At 47.8% G+C, this 22554-nt stretch carries 24 protein-coding genes; 20 read left to right on the forward strand and 4 right to left on the reverse strand.

What is annotated here, in order from left to right; translation table 11 throughout:
- Positions 1-16: 16 nt before the first annotated feature.
- The 17 genes from ACTCCX_RS02955 to ACTCCX_RS03035 all read left to right on the forward strand — a co-directional run bounded on the left by ACTCCX_RS02955 (position 17) and on the right by ACTCCX_RS03035 (position 15834).
- Positions 17-1690, forward strand: a complete 1674-nt coding sequence (locus ACTCCX_RS02955) for an SWIM zinc finger family protein (RefSeq protein ID WP_463274659.1) — start codon at positions 17-19, stop codon at positions 1688-1690.
- Between the two features lie 314 nt (positions 1691-2004).
- Positions 2005-3033, forward strand: coding sequence for a DUF5050 domain-containing protein (locus ACTCCX_RS02960; protein WP_463274660.1), 1029 nt, complete (start codon positions 2005-2007; stop codon positions 3031-3033).
- A gap of 167 nt (positions 3034-3200) precedes the next feature.
- The gene (locus ACTCCX_RS02965) at positions 3201-3812 is read left to right on the forward strand and encodes a hypothetical protein (protein WP_463274661.1); all 612 of its coding nucleotides are present in this window, start codon (positions 3201-3203) and stop codon (positions 3810-3812) included.
- Positions 3813-3863: 51 nt separating this feature from the next.
- Positions 3864-4676: an ADP-ribosylglycohydrolase family protein gene (locus ACTCCX_RS02970; protein WP_463274662.1), complete on the forward strand. Its 813-nt coding sequence runs from the start codon at positions 3864-3866 to the stop codon at positions 4674-4676.
- 492 nt (positions 4677-5168) lie between these two features.
- Positions 5169-5873 (forward strand): alpha/beta fold hydrolase, encoded by a 705-nt coding sequence (locus tag ACTCCX_RS02975; protein WP_463274663.1) that lies wholly within the window; start codon positions 5169-5171, stop codon positions 5871-5873.
- Positions 5874-5879: 6 nt separating this feature from the next.
- Positions 5880-6725 (forward strand): ABC transporter substrate-binding protein, encoded by an 846-nt coding sequence (locus ACTCCX_RS02980; protein ID WP_463274664.1) that lies wholly within the window; start codon positions 5880-5882, stop codon positions 6723-6725.
- 13 nt (positions 6726-6738) lie between these two features.
- Positions 6739-7020 (forward strand): hypothetical protein, encoded by a 282-nt coding sequence (locus ACTCCX_RS02985; protein ID WP_463274665.1) that lies wholly within the window; start codon positions 6739-6741, stop codon positions 7018-7020.
- A 53-nt stretch (positions 7021-7073) separates the two neighbouring features.
- A complete protein-coding gene (locus ACTCCX_RS02990) occupies positions 7074-7502 on the forward strand; it encodes a hypothetical protein (protein WP_463274666.1) in 429 nt (142 codons plus the stop codon).
- A 178-nt stretch (positions 7503-7680) separates the two neighbouring features.
- Positions 7681-8505, forward strand: coding sequence for an oxidoreductase (locus ACTCCX_RS02995; RefSeq protein ID WP_463274667.1), 825 nt, complete (start codon positions 7681-7683; stop codon positions 8503-8505).
- A 252-nt stretch (positions 8506-8757) separates the two neighbouring features.
- Positions 8758-9864, forward strand: a complete 1107-nt coding sequence (locus ACTCCX_RS03000) for an NADH-dependent flavin oxidoreductase (RefSeq protein ID WP_463274668.1) — start codon at positions 8758-8760, stop codon at positions 9862-9864.
- 376 nt (positions 9865-10240) lie between these two features.
- Positions 10241-10966 (forward strand): ZIP family metal transporter, encoded by a 726-nt coding sequence (locus ACTCCX_RS03005; RefSeq protein WP_463274669.1) that lies wholly within the window; start codon positions 10241-10243, stop codon positions 10964-10966.
- A 123-nt stretch (positions 10967-11089) separates the two neighbouring features.
- Positions 11090-11512 (forward strand): HIT family protein, encoded by a 423-nt coding sequence (locus ACTCCX_RS03010; protein ID WP_463274670.1) that lies wholly within the window; start codon positions 11090-11092, stop codon positions 11510-11512.
- A gap of 190 nt (positions 11513-11702) precedes the next feature.
- A complete protein-coding gene (locus ACTCCX_RS03015; protein WP_463274671.1) occupies positions 11703-13067 on the forward strand; it encodes a deoxyribodipyrimidine photo-lyase in 1365 nt (454 codons plus the stop codon).
- A 15-nt stretch (positions 13068-13082) separates the two neighbouring features.
- The gene (locus tag ACTCCX_RS03020; protein WP_463274672.1) at positions 13083-13727 is read left to right on the forward strand and encodes a DUF2238 domain-containing protein; all 645 of its coding nucleotides are present in this window, start codon (positions 13083-13085) and stop codon (positions 13725-13727) included.
- 78 nt (positions 13728-13805) lie between these two features.
- Positions 13806-14597, forward strand: coding sequence for a heliorhodopsin HeR (gene heR / locus ACTCCX_RS03025; RefSeq protein WP_463274673.1), 792 nt, complete (start codon positions 13806-13808; stop codon positions 14595-14597).
- A gap of 300 nt (positions 14598-14897) precedes the next feature.
- Positions 14898-15146 (forward strand): helix-hairpin-helix domain-containing protein, encoded by a 249-nt coding sequence (locus ACTCCX_RS03030; RefSeq protein ID WP_463274674.1) that lies wholly within the window; start codon positions 14898-14900, stop codon positions 15144-15146.
- Positions 15147-15315: 169 nt separating this feature from the next.
- Positions 15316-15834: a carboxymuconolactone decarboxylase family protein gene (locus ACTCCX_RS03035; protein WP_463274675.1), complete on the forward strand. Its 519-nt coding sequence runs from the start codon at positions 15316-15318 to the stop codon at positions 15832-15834.
- A gap of 118 nt (positions 15835-15952) precedes the next feature.
- Here the strand turns inward: ACTCCX_RS03035 and nadC are convergent, their stop codons facing one another.
- The 4 genes from nadC to ACTCCX_RS03055 all read right to left on the reverse strand — a co-directional run bounded on the left by nadC (position 15953) and on the right by ACTCCX_RS03055 (position 20226).
- Positions 15953-16789 carry a carboxylating nicotinate-nucleotide diphosphorylase gene (gene nadC, locus ACTCCX_RS03040; RefSeq protein ID WP_463274676.1) on the reverse strand — a complete coding sequence of 279 codons (837 nt, stop codon included), beginning with the start codon at positions 16787-16789 and terminating at the stop codon, positions 15953-15955.
- The gene (locus ACTCCX_RS03045; protein WP_463274677.1) at positions 16779-18059 is read right to left on the reverse strand and encodes an L-aspartate oxidase; all 1281 of its coding nucleotides are present in this window, start codon (positions 18057-18059) and stop codon (positions 16779-16781) included. Before ACTCCX_RS03045 ends, nadC begins: the two co-directional genes overlap by 11 nt.
- Positions 18046-18981: a quinolinate synthase NadA gene (gene nadA, locus ACTCCX_RS03050; protein ID WP_463274678.1), complete on the reverse strand. Its 936-nt coding sequence runs from the start codon at positions 18979-18981 to the stop codon at positions 18046-18048. Before nadA ends, ACTCCX_RS03045 begins: the two co-directional genes overlap by 14 nt.
- A 606-nt stretch (positions 18982-19587) precedes the next feature.
- Positions 19588-20226, reverse strand: a complete 639-nt coding sequence (locus ACTCCX_RS03055; RefSeq protein ID WP_463274679.1) for a DUF2202 domain-containing protein — start codon at positions 20224-20226, stop codon at positions 19588-19590.
- Positions 20227-20556: 330 nt separating this feature from the next.
- Between ACTCCX_RS03055 and ACTCCX_RS03060 the strand changes: the two genes are divergently transcribed.
- From ACTCCX_RS03060 to ACTCCX_RS03070, 3 genes are all read left to right on the forward strand, one after another.
- Positions 20557-21390, forward strand: coding sequence for a tryptophan-rich sensory protein (locus ACTCCX_RS03060; protein ID WP_463274680.1), 834 nt, complete (start codon positions 20557-20559; stop codon positions 21388-21390).
- Between the two features lie 194 nt (positions 21391-21584).
- A complete protein-coding gene (locus ACTCCX_RS03065) occupies positions 21585-22043 on the forward strand; it encodes a GyrI-like domain-containing protein (RefSeq protein WP_463274681.1) in 459 nt (152 codons plus the stop codon).
- Positions 22044-22083: 40 nt separating this feature from the next.
- The gene (locus ACTCCX_RS03070; protein WP_463274682.1) at positions 22084-22476 is read left to right on the forward strand and encodes a DUF5655 domain-containing protein; all 393 of its coding nucleotides are present in this window, start codon (positions 22084-22086) and stop codon (positions 22474-22476) included.
- Positions 22477-22554 lie beyond the last annotated feature (78 nt).

Consider the following 22554-nt stretch of genomic DNA (forward strand, 5'->3'; position numbering starts at 1 on the left):
GGGGTGAAAAACAACGGTGAATATCAACAATTTTCAAAATCTCATCAACCGAACCATTTTGGATAGAGGGTACAATTACTATATGGGCGGCAATGTGGATGAGGATTATGTTCGAAGGGGCAACACCTACCTTTTTCAGGTTGAAGGACGCGACAATTATGAGGTGACAGTAGAGATTGATGATATGGGAGAAATCATCTATTCAGAATGTGATTGTCCTTATGATTTTGGCCCTGTATGCAAGCACGAAGTGGCAGTATTTTTTCAGCTCGCCGAAATTATCAACACCGGAAGCGTCAAATGGGACACAAAGGAGGTCCCAACTAAGCAACCCGGAATCGAAGAGGTATTGAGCAGTCTTCCTAAAGAAGAGTTGATAAAAATAATAATGGCTATATCCTTTAAAGATGCAACATTAGAAAAAAGTTTGCTCATGACGTATTCGAAAGGGGATAGGGAAGAGGAACTAGCGAAATGTGCCAAGTTTATGCAAGCCGTCGTCAGAAAATACACCGGCAGAGGCGGATTTATTGAATACCCAAAAGTGGGTGCTTTTGCGGATGAGATAGGGAGTCTCCTGGAAAAGGCGAAAAAGACAGAAGACAGCCTATTAGCTTTGGATATCATTATCTTACTCCTTCATGAAGCAGTAGAAGCCTATCAATACGCAGATGATTCTTATGGCGATATAGGAGGGCTTGTCTCGGACTGCTTTGAGGTGATGGAAGATCTTGTCCTAGGCGAAAAACTTGCCGAAAGCTCCTCAAAGCAAAAATTATTCAACAGACTGTTGAAAGACAGTGATGATGCCGTCTATGATGATTGGCAGGAATACAAAATCGATATTCTCCGATTGTGCGCAGAAGTCGCGGAGACAGAAGAGTTGAGAATCCTGCTAAAGAACAGAATAATGGCATATTTCAACAACAGTACTACTGATGACTATCGAACCTATTATGCTGAAACGTTGCTGCACATCTTGCACAGAATGCTTGTTGTCTATGGGACAGATACCGAAGCGCTGCAATTCGAAGAGGATAACAGTGCATACGCATCCTTCCGGAAATTGCTGATCGAGAGGGCCCTCAAGGAAAATAATTTCGAAAAAGTCATCGTGTTGGCAATGGATGGGGAAAAGCAAGACAAGGAATATGCCGGCAGAACGTCAAAATGGAAGCGAATTCGCTATGATGCCTACAAAAAATTATCCCTAAAAGCTGAACAGGCGCGTTTAGCGAAGGAGCTGCTCTTTGATGGCAATTTTGAATATTATCAAGAACTCAAAGCTTTGAATATTGAAGATGAAACAACGTTTTACAGCAAGTTGAAAACGTCTTTGAAAAACGACCAGCGTTGGCAAGTAAAAAACATGTATGTAAAGCTCATTGAACAGGAACAAGATTCAGAAGAAATTATGGCATACGTCAAAGAGAACCCGGCGTACATCGTAAAGTACGCAGAGCTTTTGAAGGGAAATTATCCGGATGAAGTGGTGGTACTCTATAGAAATCACATCAGGGCCGTGGCTAAGGACTCTTCAAAAAGAAGTGCCTACCAGGACGTCTGTGCACTCATCAGACGATACAAAAAGATCGCCGGTAAGGACGACGCAACAGAATTGGTCAACGAACTGCTTATCTTGTACAAAAGAAGGCCAGCTTTTGTGGATGAATTGAGGAAGATAGAATAGAAAATCTCTGCTTCCCGAATGATTTTGTATAAATTAAATTTGAATATTGCAACCAAGTGAATTCGAGTATTTAATCGCACAACCGATTGCCAGAACAGTTTTGCTGAAGTTGCATCAGATCAAGGATGCGAAGATCAGCGACGAAATTTTGGCAGATTAAATTACGAAGCGCAATAGATCTCAACGATACTTTTTCGGCGTGTATTTTTTTTAATGGGTGTAAAATGGAATTAGGGTAAGACAAACACAGATTTTGATGTCACATGATACTTTGGCTTGAGCTAATCAATGTACGAACAGAACAGGAGGGATGCATGATGAAACCCAGTATTTTTTCCAGCAATAAACTGTTCAAGTGGGGTACAATCATCGGTTTGGCGATTCTTTCAGTGGTCGCTGTCATGTTTCTGTTGTCAGCGCTTGGGTTTAATCAAGACTTTAAGGTGAAGGAGACACTGGCGGAGGAGGAAGCAGGGACCCTTGAGAATGGGCAGCTTAACAACGGCTGGATTGCGGAAACGGAAGCATATGTGTTCTACATTGATCCCGGTGAAATGTCGCCGGGCACGCCCGAAGGCAATCTGATCAGAAGGAACCGCGACTGGACCGGACGGATGGAGCTGACCGAAAATCCGATCAGCTATTTCACTGTGTCTGAGGATTGGATTTATTATACGGACGCATCGGATAAGGATCAGCTTTACCGGATGAAGGATGATGGCTCCGAAAAGAGTCAGGTAATCGCCGAAACAGTGTATGCTTTCACGATTGCGGATAATGCGGTTTACTACACCACTCTGGACGGTCTGTTCCGAAGTGAGTTGGATGGTACAGCGCAAACGCAACTCCAGTCAAAAGGCGGGACACCTACTGTTACCGGTGACTGGGTCTATTATGCTGAGGACAAGCAGTCCTTATCCCGCATCAAGACGGACGGCAGCGAGAATCAGCAGCTGCTTTCGGATTACGAGGATTACTATTTGGCCGAAAGCGATGTCTATTACATCCAGTTGACCGAAACCGAAGATGAAAGCTTATTCACTTTGACGCTCTATCAAACGGAAAATGCTGATACAGGAGCAACAGAAATTGTGGTTGTGCAAAAGGTGGTGACAGCGCAGTTGGATGGCGGGTATCTGTATTATCAGCTGGGCAAAGGTGAAGGCAGACTTGAAAAAGGCCTTTACCGCGTCAATCTGGATGGATCCGGAACCGAAAGGGTGAATGACATCACGATTTGGCAGTTGGATTATGTCCTGGGCGATTGGATGTACATCCTCCAGTACAGCGGTGAGCGTTACCGCATCAAGCTTGATGGTTCTGCGGCTGTAGTGTTTGAATGAAAGAATGAATCCACACGTATCGAAAGGACACAAGGACAGCCAGAAATTCTTGGTTCTTGCGTCCTTTTTCCATACTTACCTTTTAGTGCGTAATTTACAGATTCTAGAATTATGCTAGACTGAGGATAAGAACAGCACAATTTATTCATATAAAGGGGAAGAAAAGTATGAACATAGCCATGAACGCAGAAAACTTTATCGCAGTTAATTCCTTCATCAGCAACATTGACTTTGAAGGAACTGAAGTGCTCAGGGTCATAAAAGATCCGAAAATCGATGCTTTTGATGAGCCGACATATGCAAGAGTAATCGGCAGCAACTTCAAGAACGGCACGATCGAAGTGAAGGTTTTGAGCCGGCTTTTGCCGGACGCTCCTGAATTTGCCAGAGGCTTCCTAGGGATTGCCTTCCGTATCGATGAGAAAAACGGGCATTTCGAATCGTTGTATGTCCGTCCGACGAACGGCAGGAATGAAAACCAACTGAGAAGGAACCGCTCCACACAATATTTCTCCTATCCTGACTACAAATTTGACCGGCTCAGAGTCGAAAGCCCAGGCGAGTACGAATCCTATGCCGATATGGGACTGGACGAATGGATCGATCTGAAGGTCAAGGTGGATGGTGAACATGCGGAACTGTATGTGGACAACTCCAAGCATCCCGTATTGATAGTCAATGATCTGAAACACGGTCCGGATGCGGAGGGGGCTATTGCGCTTTGGGTCGAAGAAGGAACGGAAGGATTTTTCAAGGACTTGAAAATCAATCTGAGCTAGAACAGTACGAATGAAGATTCTGCGGAAAGTTCATAAAAAGGAGAGATTTTTATGTTGGGCGCAATCATCGGGGACATCGTCGGTTCCCGTTTCGAGTGGCATAATCACAAAGACAAGCATTTTGAATTATTTACAAATGATTGCCGGATGACGGACGACAGCATCATGACGTTTGCGGTCGCCAAGTCACTGCTGGAAACGGGGAAAGTGAGTGATCGTGGCAACAACGATTATTATCCCTTGCTTGCAAGGAGAAGTGTCACCTACATGCAAGCATTTGGGCGCCGATATCCTGATTGCGGCTTCAGCGGGGCATTCTTTCAATGGATCGTCAGTGACAATCCTCAGCCATACAACAGTTTCGGAAACGGTGCGGCTATGCGGATCAGCCCAGTTGCATATGCCGCCGAGTCAGAAGACGAGGTTCGCCTACTCTCCGCAGCAGTCACCGGGGTATCGCACAACCATGAAGAAGGTCTGAAGGGTGCGGAAGCGACAGCCATTGCAACCTATTTGGCAAGTTGCGGCTCGTCAAAAATCGAAATCCGGACTAAAATGGAGGACGAGTATTACCCGCTGGATTTCAATCTTGATGAAATCAGGGACTTCTACGGATTCACTACGGCTTGCCAAGCAACGGTTCCTCAAGCAATCGTTGCCTTTCTGGAATCGACTTCATTCGAGGATGCCATCCGAAACGCGATTTCGATTGGCGGGGACAGTGATACATTGGCCGCCATTGCCGGGGCTATCGCGGAAGCCTATTATGGCATTCCGGAACGAATCAAACAACAGGCGTTACCCTATTTCGATGCGGAACAGCTTACGGTTTACCAAGAGTGGGTTCGCTTCACAAGAAACTAAAAGTCTAGAGAACAGGCTGGGACAAACCCCAGCCTTTTTCGACGTTGTACGGTAACTTTCTTTTCTGCCTTTCTCCAAAATCGATAACTGTAATTTACTTTCCGGCGAACGAAGGCCTCGTCGGCGTTTAGGATGCATTCCGCTTGCGACCTCCGATAAGCGTTGCCACATCGGAGGTAAGGACGAAAGTTGCTAGCAAACTCCGGAGAGGGAGTCTTTCTCCGGAGCTGCGCATAACTTCAGCGAAAATGTCTCAATCTGGAGGCCTTTTTTTGGGGGATCAAGGTAAAGAGACTGTGCTGCGCATCAAGTGTAGTAAGGTGTTTGAAGTATAAATGAACACTTGAAGTGGTATAATCATATTGTAAAGAACAACCCATTTTTTAGGCCACACACTACCTATGAAAAGAAGTACCTTCCCTGCTGAAACGAATAAAGGAGAATCTTGGTTATGCAATTCCACGAGGTCGGGAGCAAAAAAAAACGACGGTCATGCTTATCCATGGTCTGGGGACTACATGGGATAAGAGTTTCGAAAAAGTGATTCCCGTGTTGACGCCTCATTATTATGTCGTTGCTGTCGGATTCGATGGGCATAACCCAGAAGAGGAATCCAATTATATCAGTGGGGAAAAAGAAGCGGAGCAGGTCGAAAAATATATTCAAAATAACCTGGATGGGAAAGTAGATGTGATTTACGCGTCCTCTCTCGGCTGTATCACTGCGCTTTTTACGGCCTACCGTCGGAACCTGACAGTCAGGAATATCATTCTGGACGGTACAGCCGATATGTCACTAGGCCTATTCAACAAGCCAGCGTCAAGAGCCGCGGGATGGTTTGGCAAAAAAATTCTGACAGACAAGATGAATGGATTTCTGAAACTGGGGGGGATCACACCCGAAATGCTTCAAACATTTTTGTATCCGGGCATATCCAGAATATCCATGAAAAATGCTTTTTATGACGCGGCCTCCATGTTCAACCAGATTGATAAAATGGAGCCTTATCAAGCGGTCAGGGTAGCCTGTTGGTATGGCAGCAAGGAAAAGTTGGCTGCGAGAGGTGCCAAAAAAATCAGAAGAGCATTACCGAACGGCAAGGACACCCTATTTGAAGGCTTTGGGCATGGTGAAATCCTGCTTCATTCCGAATTATTCTTCGAGGAAATGCAAAATTTTTTGAAAGCAAGCGTTTAATAAATAGTGGCAGTAAGTATCGGTTTCAGAAAGGTTGGAATGGCAATGAAACAGAGACTGATCATTGGGTTATTGTTTACGGTCTTATTGTTGGGTGGATGCAATGCATGGGATAAAGCATACGAACAGGCAGGCTCAGCTAGTTTAACAGTTGCGTCGATTACTGGTCCTGCAGCGTTGGGATTCGTCAAGGCGATGGAGCCAAGCATCGATCCCCAAGTGAGGTTGGGGGACACGGTGAACTACTCTTTTGAAGCGGATGAGGAAACGATTACAATTGTAGGACAGGGATCGGCTGCTGACATTGTTATTAGACAGTTGTTGATTCAAGCTGGCATCGATCCGGATAATGATTTGACGCTGACATATGTTACTAGTGCAGAAACAGCGATGGAAAACGTCGCAGCTAATGATAGTCTAGTTTTATCTGAGCCTTGGGTTACCGATTTGTTGAATGAAAACAGTGGCTTCAGTATTGCCTTGGATATTCAGGAGGAATGGATGGAAATTAACGAGGATGGGATGCCATTGCCCCTGACTTGCTTGATTGTTAAAAAGGAAATCCCTCTAGATCGAGCAGAAGAATGGAACCTGTTTGTCGAGGATTATCAGGATTCCATTGAGTGGATCAACAGCAATCCAGCTGAAACGGCAGAACTGCTCGATAATCATGAAGTAGGGATCACGAAAGAACAGGCAACAGGAGTGATTTCCCGCAGCAATTTGGGCTATTTGGATGCAACAAGCGCAAAACCGGCAGTAGAAAAATATCTGAGCCTGTTTCTGGAAGCAACCCCTGATGCAATTAACGGCAGTTTACCTGATGCAGCATTTTATCTTGAACAAGAATAAGGAGGAAACGATCATGAAAATGCAGTTTTGGTCCAAAACAACAACCGGGAAATGGGCGGCTGGCTTGACTCTGGCTTTCATCGTGTTGATGGCCATCAAAATGCTCGGATTAGGTGCAGCCATCAGATTACCATTTCCGACACCCGTCCTTGCACTGATTGGAGTGATTGGTTTCATCATGGGATTGATAGCCGTCATCAAATACAAGGACAGAGCCTTGTTGACGTTGCTGTCCATTCCGGTAGGACTTATCATCATTGCATGGACACTCGCTGAGATTGCCTTCCCGCATTGAGGCATCGTTGCCCGAAAATCATGTCGAGTAAATGGACAGGAGCTGAAGGGGGTATGAACAAAAGATCTGAAATCATCAAGGAAGGCATGCTTGTGACAATAGCGAGCTTTATTGCTGTGGCTGTTGCTTTTATGCTTTATTTCCTGATTTTCACGGTATTTGAAACCATTGCAAATCAGGATGGCTCCTATGGATTTGTATCCTATTTGCGCGTTGGTTATGGGATTGTTTGGCTCGGCCTAGGTTTGATCGTGTACCGTTCGGCGATATACGATTGGCTTAAAGCCAGCCTACTGACTGCCTCACTTACCACGTTTATGGTTGGCATTGGCGTTCAATTGTATGGAAATCCCGTTATAGCGTATTTTGCCGTGTTGTTGGTTGCTGCAATAAGTGCATTTCTGCTTCATAAAACGAAACAGAAATGGTATCACTACTATGCTGTTGTACTTTCCATCATTGCCGCATTATTTTATTTATAATTCATCCGATCAGGAAATTAAAGTGATAACGCGGAAAAGGAACTTTCGAAAATAAAACGCTTCCCTTTGAGTGCACTCCAAGGTGTATACTTCTTTTTGTAATGGGAGTGGCGCTGTTTGGATTCGTTGAAATGGCGCCAGCATCAAAATAAACAGCTTCGGAAGGAGAGGAAACAATATGACAACATGGTTGATTACAGGCTGCTCGAGCGGCATCGGCAGAGGGATCGCAAAGGCAGTTTTAAAACATGGGGATAATGCGGTCGTGACTGCACGGAACATTTCAACGGTGGCGGATATCGTCGAAGCTTATCCCGACACTGCTATCGCCGTACCTTTGGATATCACGAATGAAGAAAGTATCGCCGACGCCGTGAAAGCGGCAGCGGATAATTTCGGCGGGGTTGACATCCTCGTGAACAACGCAGGCTACGGCTATCGTTCTTCCGTTGAAGAAGGCGAAGAAGACAGCGTAAATCTGCTGTTTGACACGAATTTCTTCGGCCCGATCGCATTGATCAAGCAAGTCCTGCCTTACATGCGGGCTCAGAAAAACGGCGCGATCATAAATATTTCCTCGATCGCAGCCGCACGTTCAGGTGTCGGTTCCGGTTATTATGCTGCATCCAAGGCCGCTTTGGAATTGATGACGGACGGTTTGATGAAGGAAGTCACTCCATTGGGAATCAAAGTGATGACCGTGGAACCGGGAACATTCCGCACCAAATTCTACGACACTTCCCTGAAAGGCACCCAGAAGCAGATCGAAGATTATGCCGGAACAGCGTGGAAGACCAGAAAAGAGAACATCGTCGACAACCAGGACCAGCCCGGCGATCCGGACAAGGCGGGAGAAGTCATCTACAAAACCATCCAAAAAGAGACCATTCCGAAACGGTTATTGCTGGGTTCGGATGCCGTCAAAATCGTGTCTGCCGAGATGAGAGAGAGATTGCAGGAGATCGAGGACTGGAGCGACGTCAGCTCACAGACGGACTACTGATCGAAATTCCGGAAAAGGCAATGATGGATACAGACTGCGGAGGCGGGCGTGGTGCCTTCTCCGCAGTTTTTTTGCATGACTGGCAGTCTTTTTCCGAACACTTACTTTCAAAAGCGAGGTTCTTGCAAAAAATAATCACTTGTAATAAAATGTATGCATGCGCATGCAATTTAAAGGCTGAGCTTTTTGTTTGGGAATTTACGATAAGCTCGTTAAAATGAAAAAAAACGACAGTGAAGAGGAGAGAAAAACATGTCAACAATGAACAGTGAACTGACTTTCAAACGCGGTCTTAAGTTAAAGAACCGCATCATGATGGCTCCAATGACGACGAAGATGAGTTTTTATGATGGGGTCGTGACATCCGACGAAATCAATTACTACGGCCTGCGTTCCGGCGAAATCGGCGCGGTCATCACAGGCGCGGCAAATGTTCAAAACGATGGCAAAGGCTGGGAAGGCGAATTGAGCGTCGCTTCCGATGTGTTCATTCCGGGTTTGAGCAAATTGGCTGCAGCCATCAAAAAGAATGGCACAAAAGCCATCCTGCAGATTTTCCACGGCGGACGCATGACGGATTCAAGCGTCCTGCGTGGCGTTCAGCCAGTAGCGCCTAGCGCCATCGCTGCCGAAAGACCGAATGCCGAGACGCCGAGAGCTTTGTCCGGTGACGAAATACTGGATCTGATCGAAAACTTCAAAGCCGCGACCCGTCGTGCGATTGAAGCCGGTTTTGACGGTGTGGAACTGCACGGCGCCAACACTTATTTGCTGCAACAATTCTTCTCGCCGCACTCCAACCGCCGGGACGATGAATGGGGCGGCAGCTTGGAAAAGAGATTCCGTTTCATCGACAAATTGGTTGATGAAGTGACGGCAGTCGTGGATGAAACAGGCGCCAAGAATTTCATCGTCGGTTACCGCTTTTCCCCAGAGGAATATGAAAATCCGGGCATCCGTTTTTCGGATACGCTGTTCTTGGTGGACCAATTGGCCGACAAGGGCTTGGATTATTTGCATATTTCCTTGCGTGACAGCCAACTCGTTTCCGTTTCGGAGGACCATAAAGAGAAAAGCATGATGGCGTACATCCAGGAGCAAATCAACGGACGTGTGCCGTTGGTCGGCGTCGGCGATGTCCGCACGAGCGAAGATGCTGAGCAAGTATTGGAAAATGCGGAACTTGTCGCTGTCGGACGTGCTTTACTAATCGATCCGCATTGGGGAGCGAAAGCCCTCGCTAACAAAGACGAGCTGATCCGCCAAGAAATATCCAAGTACGACCGCGAAGAACTGTTTCTCGCGAACGGCGTCTGGGGATTCATGGAATTCATGATGCCGGACCGTTTAGGGAAATAAACAATTAGTTAGACCATACAGACACCCTTGGAAAGGGACTTCTGTATGGTCTTTTTTCAGTGCATCAGATGCAGCCGCACGCGATTCAGGCGCTCGTGATATGTTATAATGAGAACGAAATAGAGCGGTTACAAAATGCGTTGTATAGTCGGTTGTCTATACGCGCTATGTCCACATAACCATACTGGACAGGGCTACCGGGACCATCATCCATCAGGAAACGCTCATCGGATCAGCGCCTTTCAGTATCAGTGAAGATCAATCCGCGGGATATGGTTATATCCCAGATTACCAAGTTCTGGAGACAATTCTGGCTTACTTTGGTTATTAGGAAGAGTGATTCTTGTATGGAAAGGATGAGGCAGGGAGTGGAATTATGGTTACAGACAGCACATTCTATCTGGTTGCGTTATTTGCCCTGAGTGCCATGATCGTGAATAGCATTGGGATTTGGGTCATCTACAAAAATAAACAGTGGGTCGACCGGAATATCGAGTATTTCATGTGTTTTGCGGCCGGCGTCCTGATCGCCTCCCCGTTGATTATTGCTTTTCCGGAAGCACTCGAGAAAAATGCAGATGCGGGGCTGGCGGCATTGGCGGGGTTCATTTTCATGTTCTTCAGCAACAAACTCATCAAACACAGGACGCAACAAGCCGAGTTGGCTTTCGGTATCGTCGCGCTGGAAGGTATTGGGATCCATTCCTTTGTGGACGGCATCATCTACGCCGTTGCTTTCAGCATTAGTACGGCTACAGGTGTGATGGCGGGGATCGGCTTGGTTGTGCATGAGTTTGCTGAAGGTGCGATTACCTTTTCAGCGTTAGTGAAAGCCGGTGTGAACGGTAAAAGGGCTATCCTCTATGCCTTTCTGGTTGCAGCGCTGACGACCCCAATCGGAGCTTTCATTGCGTATCCATTTGTAGCTGGACTGAACGATACCTTTCTTGGACTTGCCCTTGGTTTTGCGGTCGGGGTGTTGATCTATGTTTCAGCCGCACACCTGTTGCCGGAAGCGGAGGAGCACGACAAGGAGCACTCATATTTAGCCTTCCTATGCGGTGTGGCTTTAGCGCTGTTCATTATGTTCAGCGAGCGATGATCCATGACCGGTATCGTCAGTGTGTTCACATTTTGTACGCAATACTGTTGGATTATGGACAAAATGTAGGCGCTTAAAAGTGCTATAATGAACCGAAAGTATATTTCTAGGAGGTCTGTGTTGATGAAAGATGAAAATTGCGCCTATTGCATGGAAGGCGAAATGGTGTTGGCTTTCGGCTACCCTTGCTTCGAACTGCCATACAGCAAAGTATACGTTTTTAAAGAACAAAGCCACAAAGGCCGTGTGATCGTTGCCTACAAAGACCACGTGAGCGAATTGGTTAACATTACGGATGAGGAACGCAACGGATACTTCGCCGACGTCGCCAAAGTTGCGAACGCGTTGCACAAAGCGTTCAACCCTGAAAAAGTGAACTACGGCGCTTACGGTGATACCGGCAAGCACCTGCACTTCCACTTGGTGCCGAAATACAAAGACGACGCCTTCGAATGGGGCTCGACTTTCGACATGAACCCAGGCCGCGTGACCTTAACGGATGATGCATACGAAGCATTAGCTGAACAAATCCGTAATAATATGTAAGAGCGCGATGATTCCGAACTAAAAAAGCTGATTCCGAAGAACGGAGTCAGCTTTTTTGCGCATCTATTCAGTGAAGGACAAGCAATAAAGCACCTATTCCTTTGATACCCGATTCGCAAAAATAGTCGGAATGGGTGTGATGTTCTATAATATGTGTAAGAATAAACGTGAAGAAATGCGAGGGAAACGAATGATCATGGAAGAAAGAATCAAACAACTGAACGATAAGAACTTAGTGGAGGACCAACCTTATGTAGTCTACTGGATGCAGAGTTCGCAGCGTGCGGAGTACAACCATGCCCTGGAATATGCGATCCGTCAGGCTAACCGGCTCGAGAAGTCATTGATTGTCTATTTCGGAATAACGGACGGTTTTCCGGAAGCCAATGAGCGGCACTACGCTTTCATGCTGGAAGGACTGAAAGAAACGAAGGCGGAATTGGAGCAGCGCGGCATCCAACTGCTGATCCGAAAACTATCGCCGGAACAAGGAGCGTTGGAGCTTTCTGAACTGGCTGCCTTGTTGGTGGTGGACTGCGGCTATCTCCGTATCGAGCGGCAATGGCGCGCTACTTTGGCCGAAGCTGCCGCATGCGCCGTGGTCCAGATTGAAAGCAACATAGTCGTCCCGGTCGAACTGGCTTCACCAAAAGAGGAGTATTCCGCCGCGACCTTGCGTTCCAAACTGAAAAAAATTCTGCCGCAGTGTTTGGCGCCATTGGAAGAGACCATCTGCAACCATCCCTCTGTTGCGATAGAGCTTCCGTTCGAAGCCTACGATATTTCGGATACCAGAGTGGCTTTGGACGGATTAAACATTGACCGCAGTGTCCCGCGCGTTGCGGATTATATCGGTGGAACCGGCGAAGCCAAGCATTGGCTGGAGGATTTCATCGAAAATAAACTGGCAGGATACAGCGAACGGAAGAATCGACCGGGGGAGTCTTTCACATCCAATCTGAGTCCCTACCTCCATTTTGGACAGATTTCCCCGCTCTACATATACCGCAGGCTGATGGGGATGGACAGCGAAAGCCAACAGAGTTTCCTCGAGGAACTTGTCGTCAGAAGGGAATTGGCCATCAATTTCGTTTACTATAATGATCAGTACGATTCCTTCGCTGCCGTGCCGGATTGGGCCAAAAAGACGCTGGACAAGCATCTGGCCGATGAACGCGAATATCTGTATTCACTGGAGGAATTGGAGTCTGCCAAGACGCACGACGACTACTGGAACGCCGCGCAGCTTGAGATGAATCTGACCGGGAAAATGCACGGGTACATGCGGATGTACTGGGCAAAAAAAATCCTGGAGTGGAGCAGCACACCTGAGGAAGCCTATCGCAAAGCCATTTATCTGAACAACAAGTATCTGTTGGACGGCCGCGATCCGAACGGTTTCGCCGGGGTGAGCTGGTGCTTCGGCAAGCACGATCGGCCTTGGGGAGAGCGGGCCATCTTCGGGAACGTCCGCTACATGAACGACAAAGGCCTGAAGCGCAAGTTCGACATGCAGTTGTATCTGGATCAGGTTGCAGAACGATCACGGAGATAAAAGGAGGCGGAACGGATGGCGAGTAATCACAAAAAGGCTGAACCCTTGCATAAGCTCCTTTTGGTGCTTTTCGTCATCGCGTACATTTTTTCGGCTATCAGTCCATTGGATCGGTTGGCTTGGATAGGTCAGATGACGCCCGCGTTCCTGCTAGTCTTCCTGTTGGTTATGAGTTATCGGAAGTTCCGTTTCAGCACCTTCGTCTATGTGATGGCTTTTCTGCATGCGTTGCTGTTGGTGTACGGCGCGCACTTCACCTATTCCCACAATCCTTTGTTCAATCAATGGAAAGAACAGTTCGCCTGGGAGCGCAATTACTTTGACCGGGTGGGGCATTTCGCGCAAGGCTTTGTGCCTGCATTTTTGGCCAAGGAATTCCTGCTGCGGGGAGGCTACGTCAGGAAGGGCAAGCTGTTGACGCTTATCGTCATTTTAGGCTGTCGCGGCTTCAGTGCAGCCTATGAGCTGAGCGAATTTGCGCTCGTCAAGATTATGGGTGTGCCCGCCGAAGCCGTGATGGGTATGCAGGGCGATGCTTTCGACAGCCTTTGGGATATGATTTGGGCCTTGATCGGTGCTATTCTGGCAGTGTTTGGGTTCGGCTCGTTTCATGACAGCCAAATGAAAAAGATGGGAGATGGTCACGGGCTGTCTGATTGAGGAAGAGTTTTATGCAGTGAATGGAACGGTTTATTGTCATTATTTTTTTGGTCATTATAGAAAGGAAGGCGTATCATCATGAAAGAGATTACGACAGAAAAACTTCGACGCTTCAATCTGATCATGGGCGGACTACACCTGATCCAAGGCATTGCGATGCTCTTTTTGGCGACGAACGTCATCCAGAAAATCGGTGAATTCAGTCCTGAAATCAGCCAGTTCTATCTGGCTTTCAATCCCGAAACGCGCTCATTGGAAACTGCCTCGCGTATCCTTTTCGAATTACCGTTCGGAGTTATGGTCGCTTCGTTCCTGTTCATTTCCGCCATCGCACATGCTTTGATTTCCATTCCGAAAAAGCTGAATGCGGTCTATAATGCCGATTTGGTCAAGGGCATCAATAAATTTCGCTGGTTCGAGTATGCACTCAGTTCGTCGATCATGATTGTTTTGATTGCGACCTTGTTCGGCATTTACGATATCGCTTCACTCATTCTGATATTTATCGTGAACGCCACCATGAATCTCTTCGGGCTCGTGATGGAGCAGCTGAATGTGGGCCATTCAAAAGATAACATCCAATGGGGGCCGTTCATATGGGGATCGATTGCCGGAGTGGCACCCTGGATCGCCATCCTGCTCTACATGTTCGGGACCGGCAATTTCGCTGAAGTACCTTGGTTTGTCTGGGCAATCGTTGGCACTTATTTCGTTGCCTTCAACACTTTCCCGATCAATATGGTTTTGCAGTACAAGAAAGTCGGGAAATGGGCGGATTATCTCTACGGGGAGCGGGTCTATATCGTGCTTAGTCTGGTTGCGAAATCGATCCTTGCCTGGCTTGTGCTTTTCGGGGCGATGCAACCATAAGGCAGCTTGCCATCGGACGGCAGCCTTTACAAAAAGATGACAGTATTTTTCGCTTCAATTTACAAAGAAATTGTATATTGAAGGTGTAGATGAAATGCACCTTGTTTCTGATTTGCTTATACTCAAATGATTATGCTTCAGCCGGACAGGTTGGGCGTCCACCAGAAAGTATCTGATGGATGCCCAACCTGTCCGTTTTTTATTGCATTTTTTTACCCGGAATGCCATTATTGGCATTCGCGGGGGACAAGGGCTACAATGGTTTTAAAGAAGAATGAAGAAGAGCGAGGGGGAATTCAGATGAAAGAATTGCAGCAAATTCCCGGAATCGGGCCGAAGATGGCGGCAACGCTTGTCTCATTAGGGATAAATACCATCGCCGACCTGCGCGGCAATGATCCTCAGGAACTATATGAGCAATTAAATAGGATAACCGGTCAGCGCCAGGATCCCTGTGTTTTGTACACTTTCCGCTGTGCCGTCTATTATGCGACCGAAGCGCATCCGGATCCCGAAAAGCTGAAGTGGTGGAACTGGAAAAACGGATAACCTATCCAAACTAGGTCCTTTACTCGTGATACCTATAGGGGTATAATGGTCTTTAACAAGACTGGCGGAGACGTACAGAGTAAAGGAGAAAATGATGGCGCAGGAATTTTACAAGAAAATATATTCGGTGCGGGAATTTTATACGATATTGTATGAAGGAATCCGCACGATGAAGTACATGGTAAAAGCAAAAAAGAAAAAAGAGCTGAGTCCGGAATTCATCGAGAGGATCATGTTGGGCGTGACGGAAGTAAACGGCTGCGAAGTTTGCTCCTATGCCCACACGAAAATGGCGCTCGAACAGGGGATGGCTGCGGAAGAAATCCAGAAACTGTTGGCGGGATCCGCTGACGAGATTCCTGTCGAGGAAATGCCAGCGTACCTTTTTGCCCAACATTATGCCGACAGGAGAGGGAATCCGACTGAAGAATCTTGGGATCGCATCGTTTCGCTCTATGGGGAGGACAAGGCGAAAGGGATTTTGGGTGCCGTTCGTGCGATAATGGTCGGCAATGCGCATGGGATCGCCTTCAGCGCTTTCGCGAGCCGGTTGAAAGGCAAACCCGTCAAAAAAAGCAGCGTGCTGTATGAAATCACGATGATGCTCAGCATCGTCGTCTATCTGCCGCTGACTCTGCTCCATGCTGTAATTGATGGCATGTTCAAGAAACCAATCATTAGTTTCTAAGGACGTATATGAAAGAAAAACCTTTCGTTTGTGGGTAATTCAAAAAAATAAGCTGTGGAAAGCCATTGTGAATGGCTTTTCCACAGCTTATTTGCTCTTTAATGGTAATAACTTTGCGTCATATCCGTTTCAGGTTCTTCAGCGATAAATCAAGAATAGCCGAAGAATGGGTCAGTGCGCCTGAAGAAAGGTAATCCACGCCGGTGTCGCGCAAGGCAGCGATGCTTTCAACGGTAAGGTTTCCGGAGCATTCCACCAGGGCGCGCCCATCTATCAAACGAACGGCTTCCGTCATCTCCGCCGGGGTCATATTGTCCAGCATGATGATGTCGGCCTTCGCTGCGATCGCCTCTTTGACCATTTCCAGGTTTTCCACTTCGACTTCGATCTTATGAACAAAGGAGGCGTAGGCCCGCGCCGCCGCGACCGCCTGCTTGATACCCCCAGCCGCGGCGATATGGTTGTCCTTCAGCATGACTCCGTCGGACAGACTGAAGCGGTGGTTGCTTCCGCCGCCGACCTTCACGGCATATTTTTCGAAAATCCGGTTATTCGGTGTTGTCTTGCGGGTGTCGAGCAGCGTGATGCCGCTGCCTTCAAGCAAGTCGACGATTTTGCGCGTATGCGTAGCGATACCGCTCATGCGTTGGAGATAATTCAAGGCGGTGCGTTCGCCGGTCAGTATGATTCGGATGTCACCGAGCACTTCAGCCAAAAGTTCTCCCGATTGGACAGTATCTCCCTCCTGGCAATGGAAAATCACTTCGATTGAGTCGTCGAGGAGGGTAAAGGTCCTGGCGAAGACGTCCAGCCCCGCAATGATGCCATCTTGTTTGCACAGCAGTTCTGCCCGGCCTTTTGTGCAGTCCGTGATGATGGCATTGGTCGAGAGATCCTCGGTTGGGATATCCTCGTCGAGCGCCGCCAAAATCAGGCGATCCCTATTACTTTGCATGAACTTCCTCCTCGATTCCGATTTTTTCCAATAGTATTTTACGTGCTTCATTCAAGCTGTCCGCGATTGAACGGACATCCGGTTCGGGAAATGGATAAGGAAGCGCGCGCTCGAATTCTGCATTGATGGCTTGGGCAGCACGTTTGCTGAACACCAGGCTTTCCAACAGCGAATTGCTCGCCAAGCGGTTTTTCCCGTGGACACCGTTGCAGCTCGTTTCCCCTGCGGCATACAGGTTTGTCAGCGAAGTTTTGCTCCGCATGTCCACTTCGATGCCGCCCATGAAGTAATGCTGGGCGGGGACGACCGGGATATAATCCTCGGTCAAATCATAACCTTCCTGCAGGCAGTGGGCATGGATGCCCGGGAACCTTTCAGCAATCGATCCCTCCACGTGGCCTTTTAGGAGCATCCGGACATAAGGCAAGCGGTCCTTCTCCATCTGGGCGTAGATCGCTTTGGTAAGCAAGTCGCGCGGCAAAAGTTCATCAGCGAAACGGTTTCCGTCCTTGTCGACAAGGATGGCGCCTTCCCCTCGCAATGATTCCGACATTAGAAAAGCTCTGCCAGGCCGCCCGGTATACAACGAAGTCGGGTGAATCTGGACATAATTCATGTCCTTGACGCGGATGCCGTGCTTCAGCGCAACCACGATAGCGTCGCCTGTCAAATGCGCAAAGTTGGTCGATTTGCTGAACAGACCGCCGATTCCACCGGTGGCAAGCAGCGTATTCTGTGCATAAACATTGGACAACGCTCCGGAGTGGTCACGGAGCACTGCGCCGTGGCAGCGGTCGCCGGCAACCAAAAGATCGACAAGTGTGTTGTTCTCAAGGATGCTCACGTTTTTCCGCTCCTTGATACGGGCAATCAGTTTGCTGTTGATCTCCTTGCCGGTCATGTCTTTGCAGTGCAGGATCCGGGCTCTGGAATGGGCGCCTTCTTTGGTGTAGGAGAAGCCGTCTCCCTTTTTGTCGAAGGTGACGCCCAAACCGATCAGATCATCGATGATCTTTTGTGAAGAGTTGATCATGATTGCGACTGCTGCTTCGTTGTTTTCATAGTGGCCGGCACGCAGCGTGTCCTCCATGAACGGCTCGAAATCCGTTTCGTCGCGTTGGACGCAGATGCCGCCTTGGGCAAGGAAGGAGTCGTTATCCTCCAAAGTACCCTTGGTGACGATCAGAATCTGTTTGTCGTTGCTGAGGCTAAGGGCTGCGAAAAGTCCGGCCACACCCGTTCCGATGATGATGACGTCATAGTTGCGCATGGGTCTTCACCTCTGTCTCGGCCAATTCCAGCATCCGTTCCAGTGGCTGCAAGCCTTTTGTGCGTAGCGATTCGTTCATTTCCACAGCAGGTTCGAAAGTTTCCAGAGCATAGATGATTTTCTCCACTGTATTAAGCTTCATGTCGGGACAGACCTGACCGACGGAAGGGGCATGGAACTTTTTGACCGGCGAACGTTTCTCCATTTCATGGATGACGCCGATTTCCGTGCAGATGATGAAATCCTGGGTTGGGCTCTTTTCGGTATATGCGACGAGCTCCGACGTGCTGCCGACAAAGTCCGCCAAATCGAGGATCTCCTTCTTGCACTCCGGATGCGCCAGGATATCGGCTTGCGGAAGGTCACGCTTCATCTTCAGTACATCTGAAACGCGGATGCTGGTATGGACAGGGCAGTAGCCCTCATTGAAGAGGAAGGTTTTCTCAGGAAGCTGACGGGAAATGTATCTGCCCAAGTGCTCGTCGGGAATGAAGTAAATGTAGCGGTTGGGAAGTGCGGCGATGACATTTTTCGCGTTGGATGATGTGACGATGACATCGGCATAGCCCTTGATTTCAGCAGTGGAATTGATGTAGCAGACGACGGCCACATCCTCGTATTTCTCGCGGATTTTCTGGATGTCGCGGATTTTGACCATGTGGGCCATCGGACAGTCCGCCTGCAGGTCGGGCATCAGGACGACTTTATCCGGATTCAGCATCTTCGCGCTTTCACCCATGAAGGCCACGCCGCAGAAAACGATCACTTTCTCCGTGACCTGCGCTGCAATTTTGCTCAAGTAGTACGAATCCCCGATAAAATCTGAGATATCTTGAACGGCTCCAGGAACGTAGTAGTGTGCGAGAATGACGGCATCTTTTTCTGCTTTCAGCTGCAATATTCTTTCCGTAAGTTCATCCATTGTTGCGACCCCTTTTTTGTGATAGTTTAATGAAAATGACTATATCACGTAACTTTACAGGTGTCAAGACAGCTTTTTTTGGGTGGAGAGGTACCTAACTCCGATGAACGAGGCTACACCGGAGTTAAGCCAACAATTCCGCTGATGTACTCCGATGAGTGCAACGTCGTCGAAGTTGGTGCCGAATATCGATGATTTCCTCCGGTAAGTGCTCGCTTCACCGGAACTGAATTTTGATTATCGCGCTTTCATCAGTCCAATGAGTATCGCAGTCGTACACAGCAAAAGAGGGTGCCCCGAAATGACAATGTCATTAACTATTAAATGTATTGGCAAATAAGAGGTGAGGGGAAATGGGATGCGATAAGCGATCAGAATTCAGAAAAAATGCTCAGTCTGGTGGCCAAATCTGTCGAATAGGTGAGGTAGATCCGACAATTTGATTCCCGATTAAGCCGAGATTATTGAATGTCGAGAAACATTCAACAATTTGGCCTCGCAATCAAAAAAAGCGAGAATGCATCCTCGCTTTTTTTACAGCTGTAATATTACTTGAGTTAATGACATTGCCGGAATGGGACGCCATCTAAGTGTGCGATTGCCCTATCAATATTTCTCGAGGCTCTTCTGGAATGACTGCAAATGTCCTTCCGAAGCATTGCGCAAAGCCGTAAAGGTTGCGCGCACATCATCCGGGAGTTCCTGTTCCAGGAACTTATTGTACATCGCGATGTTGTCCACTTCCCCAGTAGCGCAGTTCTCCAAAGCTTCCTTGATATCTGCTGGCCGTTGGAGATGATCGGCAGATTCATCAGCCGGAACCGGCAAGCCATACTTTTCGAACAGGATCGTCATTTCGTCAATGTGCTGGGCTTCCGAGGAGACGATGTTGTTGAACGGGACTTGGTCTCCGAAAGTCTCCAACGTGTAGGCATATTCTCCATGGGCCAAGTGTTCATCCTGGATGGCGTACGTGAACATCTCTTCCATCGTCAAATCATTGTCCGCCAAGGCGCCGACCGCACCATACCCGTTTGTCGCTTCAATCGATTCGTCTTCTTCCATTTCATTTTCTTCGCTGTCTTCCATCATGGATTCATCTTGCTCGGAACTGCTGTCCAGCACTTCGGATGAGATGGCTTCGGAAGAGCCGCTTGAAGCGGCATCTTCATCCGCTGCACAACCGACCAACAGCAACAGGCTCAACAATGTGGCTGATCCATAGAATATTTTCTTATTGTTCATTTTTTTCGTCCTTTCATTCAAAGAGGTAGGAGCGAGTGAGATTGGGAAATTTGGGAAAGGTCAAACATTTTCAGATGATGAACAGCAAGTTTGAACGAAGAATTTGTCACCTTTAAAGTACGCTTAAGTTGGATAAATGTCAAAAAATTGGGGCTATAAGTAAGAAAATAAATTCAGCTTCCGAACTGTCCCAATATTTGCATAGGCACGCGGTTTTGGGTACTATTGACTTAGGGAAATACCCTTTTTATTTTGTAAAACACTTTTCGTCAGGCTATCAATAAGCAATCATTTTTATTATCGGGAACAAGGTAAAAGGAGGAAATAACAATGGAAACAAAAATGGATACAAAAGCAGAAACGAAACAACTGGATAAACCGCTCAAAATCACAGTTGCCGTGACGTACCTGATCATGATCGCCGTCAATGCGATGGCAAATATCCTGCCGATCAACGGCACCGACACAGGGGCGGTATCGGATGCCTATCCGAACTTGTTTGCGCCCGCCGGCTTGACTTTTTCGATCTGGGGGGTCATCTATTTGCTGTTGTTGGGATATACGCTCTACCAATTCGGACTGTTCCAAGGCGACAAGAGCAAGGTAAAGACAGAGCTGTTGAGGAAAATCGGTATCGTCTTTTCGGCCAGTTCAGTAGTCAACGCCGCTTGGATCTTCAGTTGGCATTACCGCATGATCGGTTTGTCGGTGATCCTGATGCTGGTGCTTCTGCTGAGCCTGATCTACATCAACCAGTTGATTCTGAAGGAAAAACTCGATCAGAAAGAAAAACTGTTCATCCGTCTTCCATTCAGCGTCTATTTCGGCTGGATCACGGTGGCAACGATTGCGAACATCACGACGCTGCTGGTCGACATCGGCTGGAATGGATTCGGGATCTCCGAATCGATCTGGACAATCCTGATTATCGTAATCGGGCTTGCGATCGGAGCCTTCACGATGATCCGCAACCGTGATATCGCCTACGGACTCGTGATTATTTGGGCTTATGCGGGCATTTTGATCAAGCATATGTCCGAGGCTGGATTCAACGGCCAATACACGGGCATCATTACGACCGTCATCGCCTGCATTGTGCTGATGGGGGTGGCGATCGGTTATGTGCTCTTCGCGAAGAAACAAGTGCCGCTCAGTTTGAAATGATTATAATTTTGATAAATTTATAGTTTGATTGACTTGAAACAGGTCTCGGTAACGATTCGATTGAATTGGCGCCGGGACTTGTTTTTGTGCCATTTCAGACCCTTAATGCGGCCATCGTATTGATGGTTCTGCGGATGCGGAAGTGATAAAATAAGCATGAGACAATGGGCTTCAAAAAAGGAGACGTGGATAAAATGAGCTTTGTGATTGAAATGGTGGAAACGCAGGAACAACCGACTTTGGTTTTGAAAGCGGTTACTCCGGTAAGTGAGCTTCCGAAAATATTGGGGAAGGCCTTCATGGACATCATCGCGCACATCATGGAATTTGGTGAACAACCGGTTGGACCAGCTTTCGTCGGCTATTTCAACATGGATATGGAAAGGCTTGAACTGGAAATAGGTTTTCCTGTATCCAAACCACTGCCTGGCAAAAACGATATCCTTGCCGGAAACATCCCGGCCGGCAAACAAGTCAGCTGCATGTACAAAGGTCCGTATATGGAGATGCCGCCCGCTTATGAGGAAATTGAGAAATGGATCAAAGATAATGGCTACAAGCCGCTTGGTCCCGTCTATGAACACTATTACAATTCGCCTGAGGAAGTACCCGAAAGCGAACTGCTGACGAAAATCGTATTCCTGGTGGAGTGAGCATACGCCAAGCCCTATTTCAAAAAATGAGGCGATACCTATGACAGATGTAATGATCAACAAAGAAGTGGAAGCATTTTTTGACGGAAAACCTGAAGTGAGAGCATTGTTCAGGGCTGTGGAAAGGAAAATCCGGGCAATCAGACCCGCCATCATTACTGTAAGTAAGACTCAGATTTCCTTCGCTACAAGAACGCAATTCGCCTGGATCTGGATGCCGCAGCCCACAGACAGAAAGCGGCCGCTGCACAGCCTTGTTCTGAGCTTCGGCTGCGGGCGCCGGATTGTGCATGATCAAATTGTCGAAGCGGTCGAACCATATCCTGGCAGATGGACGCACCATATCATCATTGCGGAGCAAGCGGATCTGACGGCTGCCGTTGATACCTGGTTGCGGGAAGCATACCGGTTCTCGGAAACACGGGGGAGATAGCAATCTTCAAAGATATAGGCAACTGAAAAGCAACCGCTGTGGATCAGTTCTGTCGACAAAGTAAGTTAAGTTGATCGA

This window comes from Trichococcus sp., assembly GCF_055118575.1.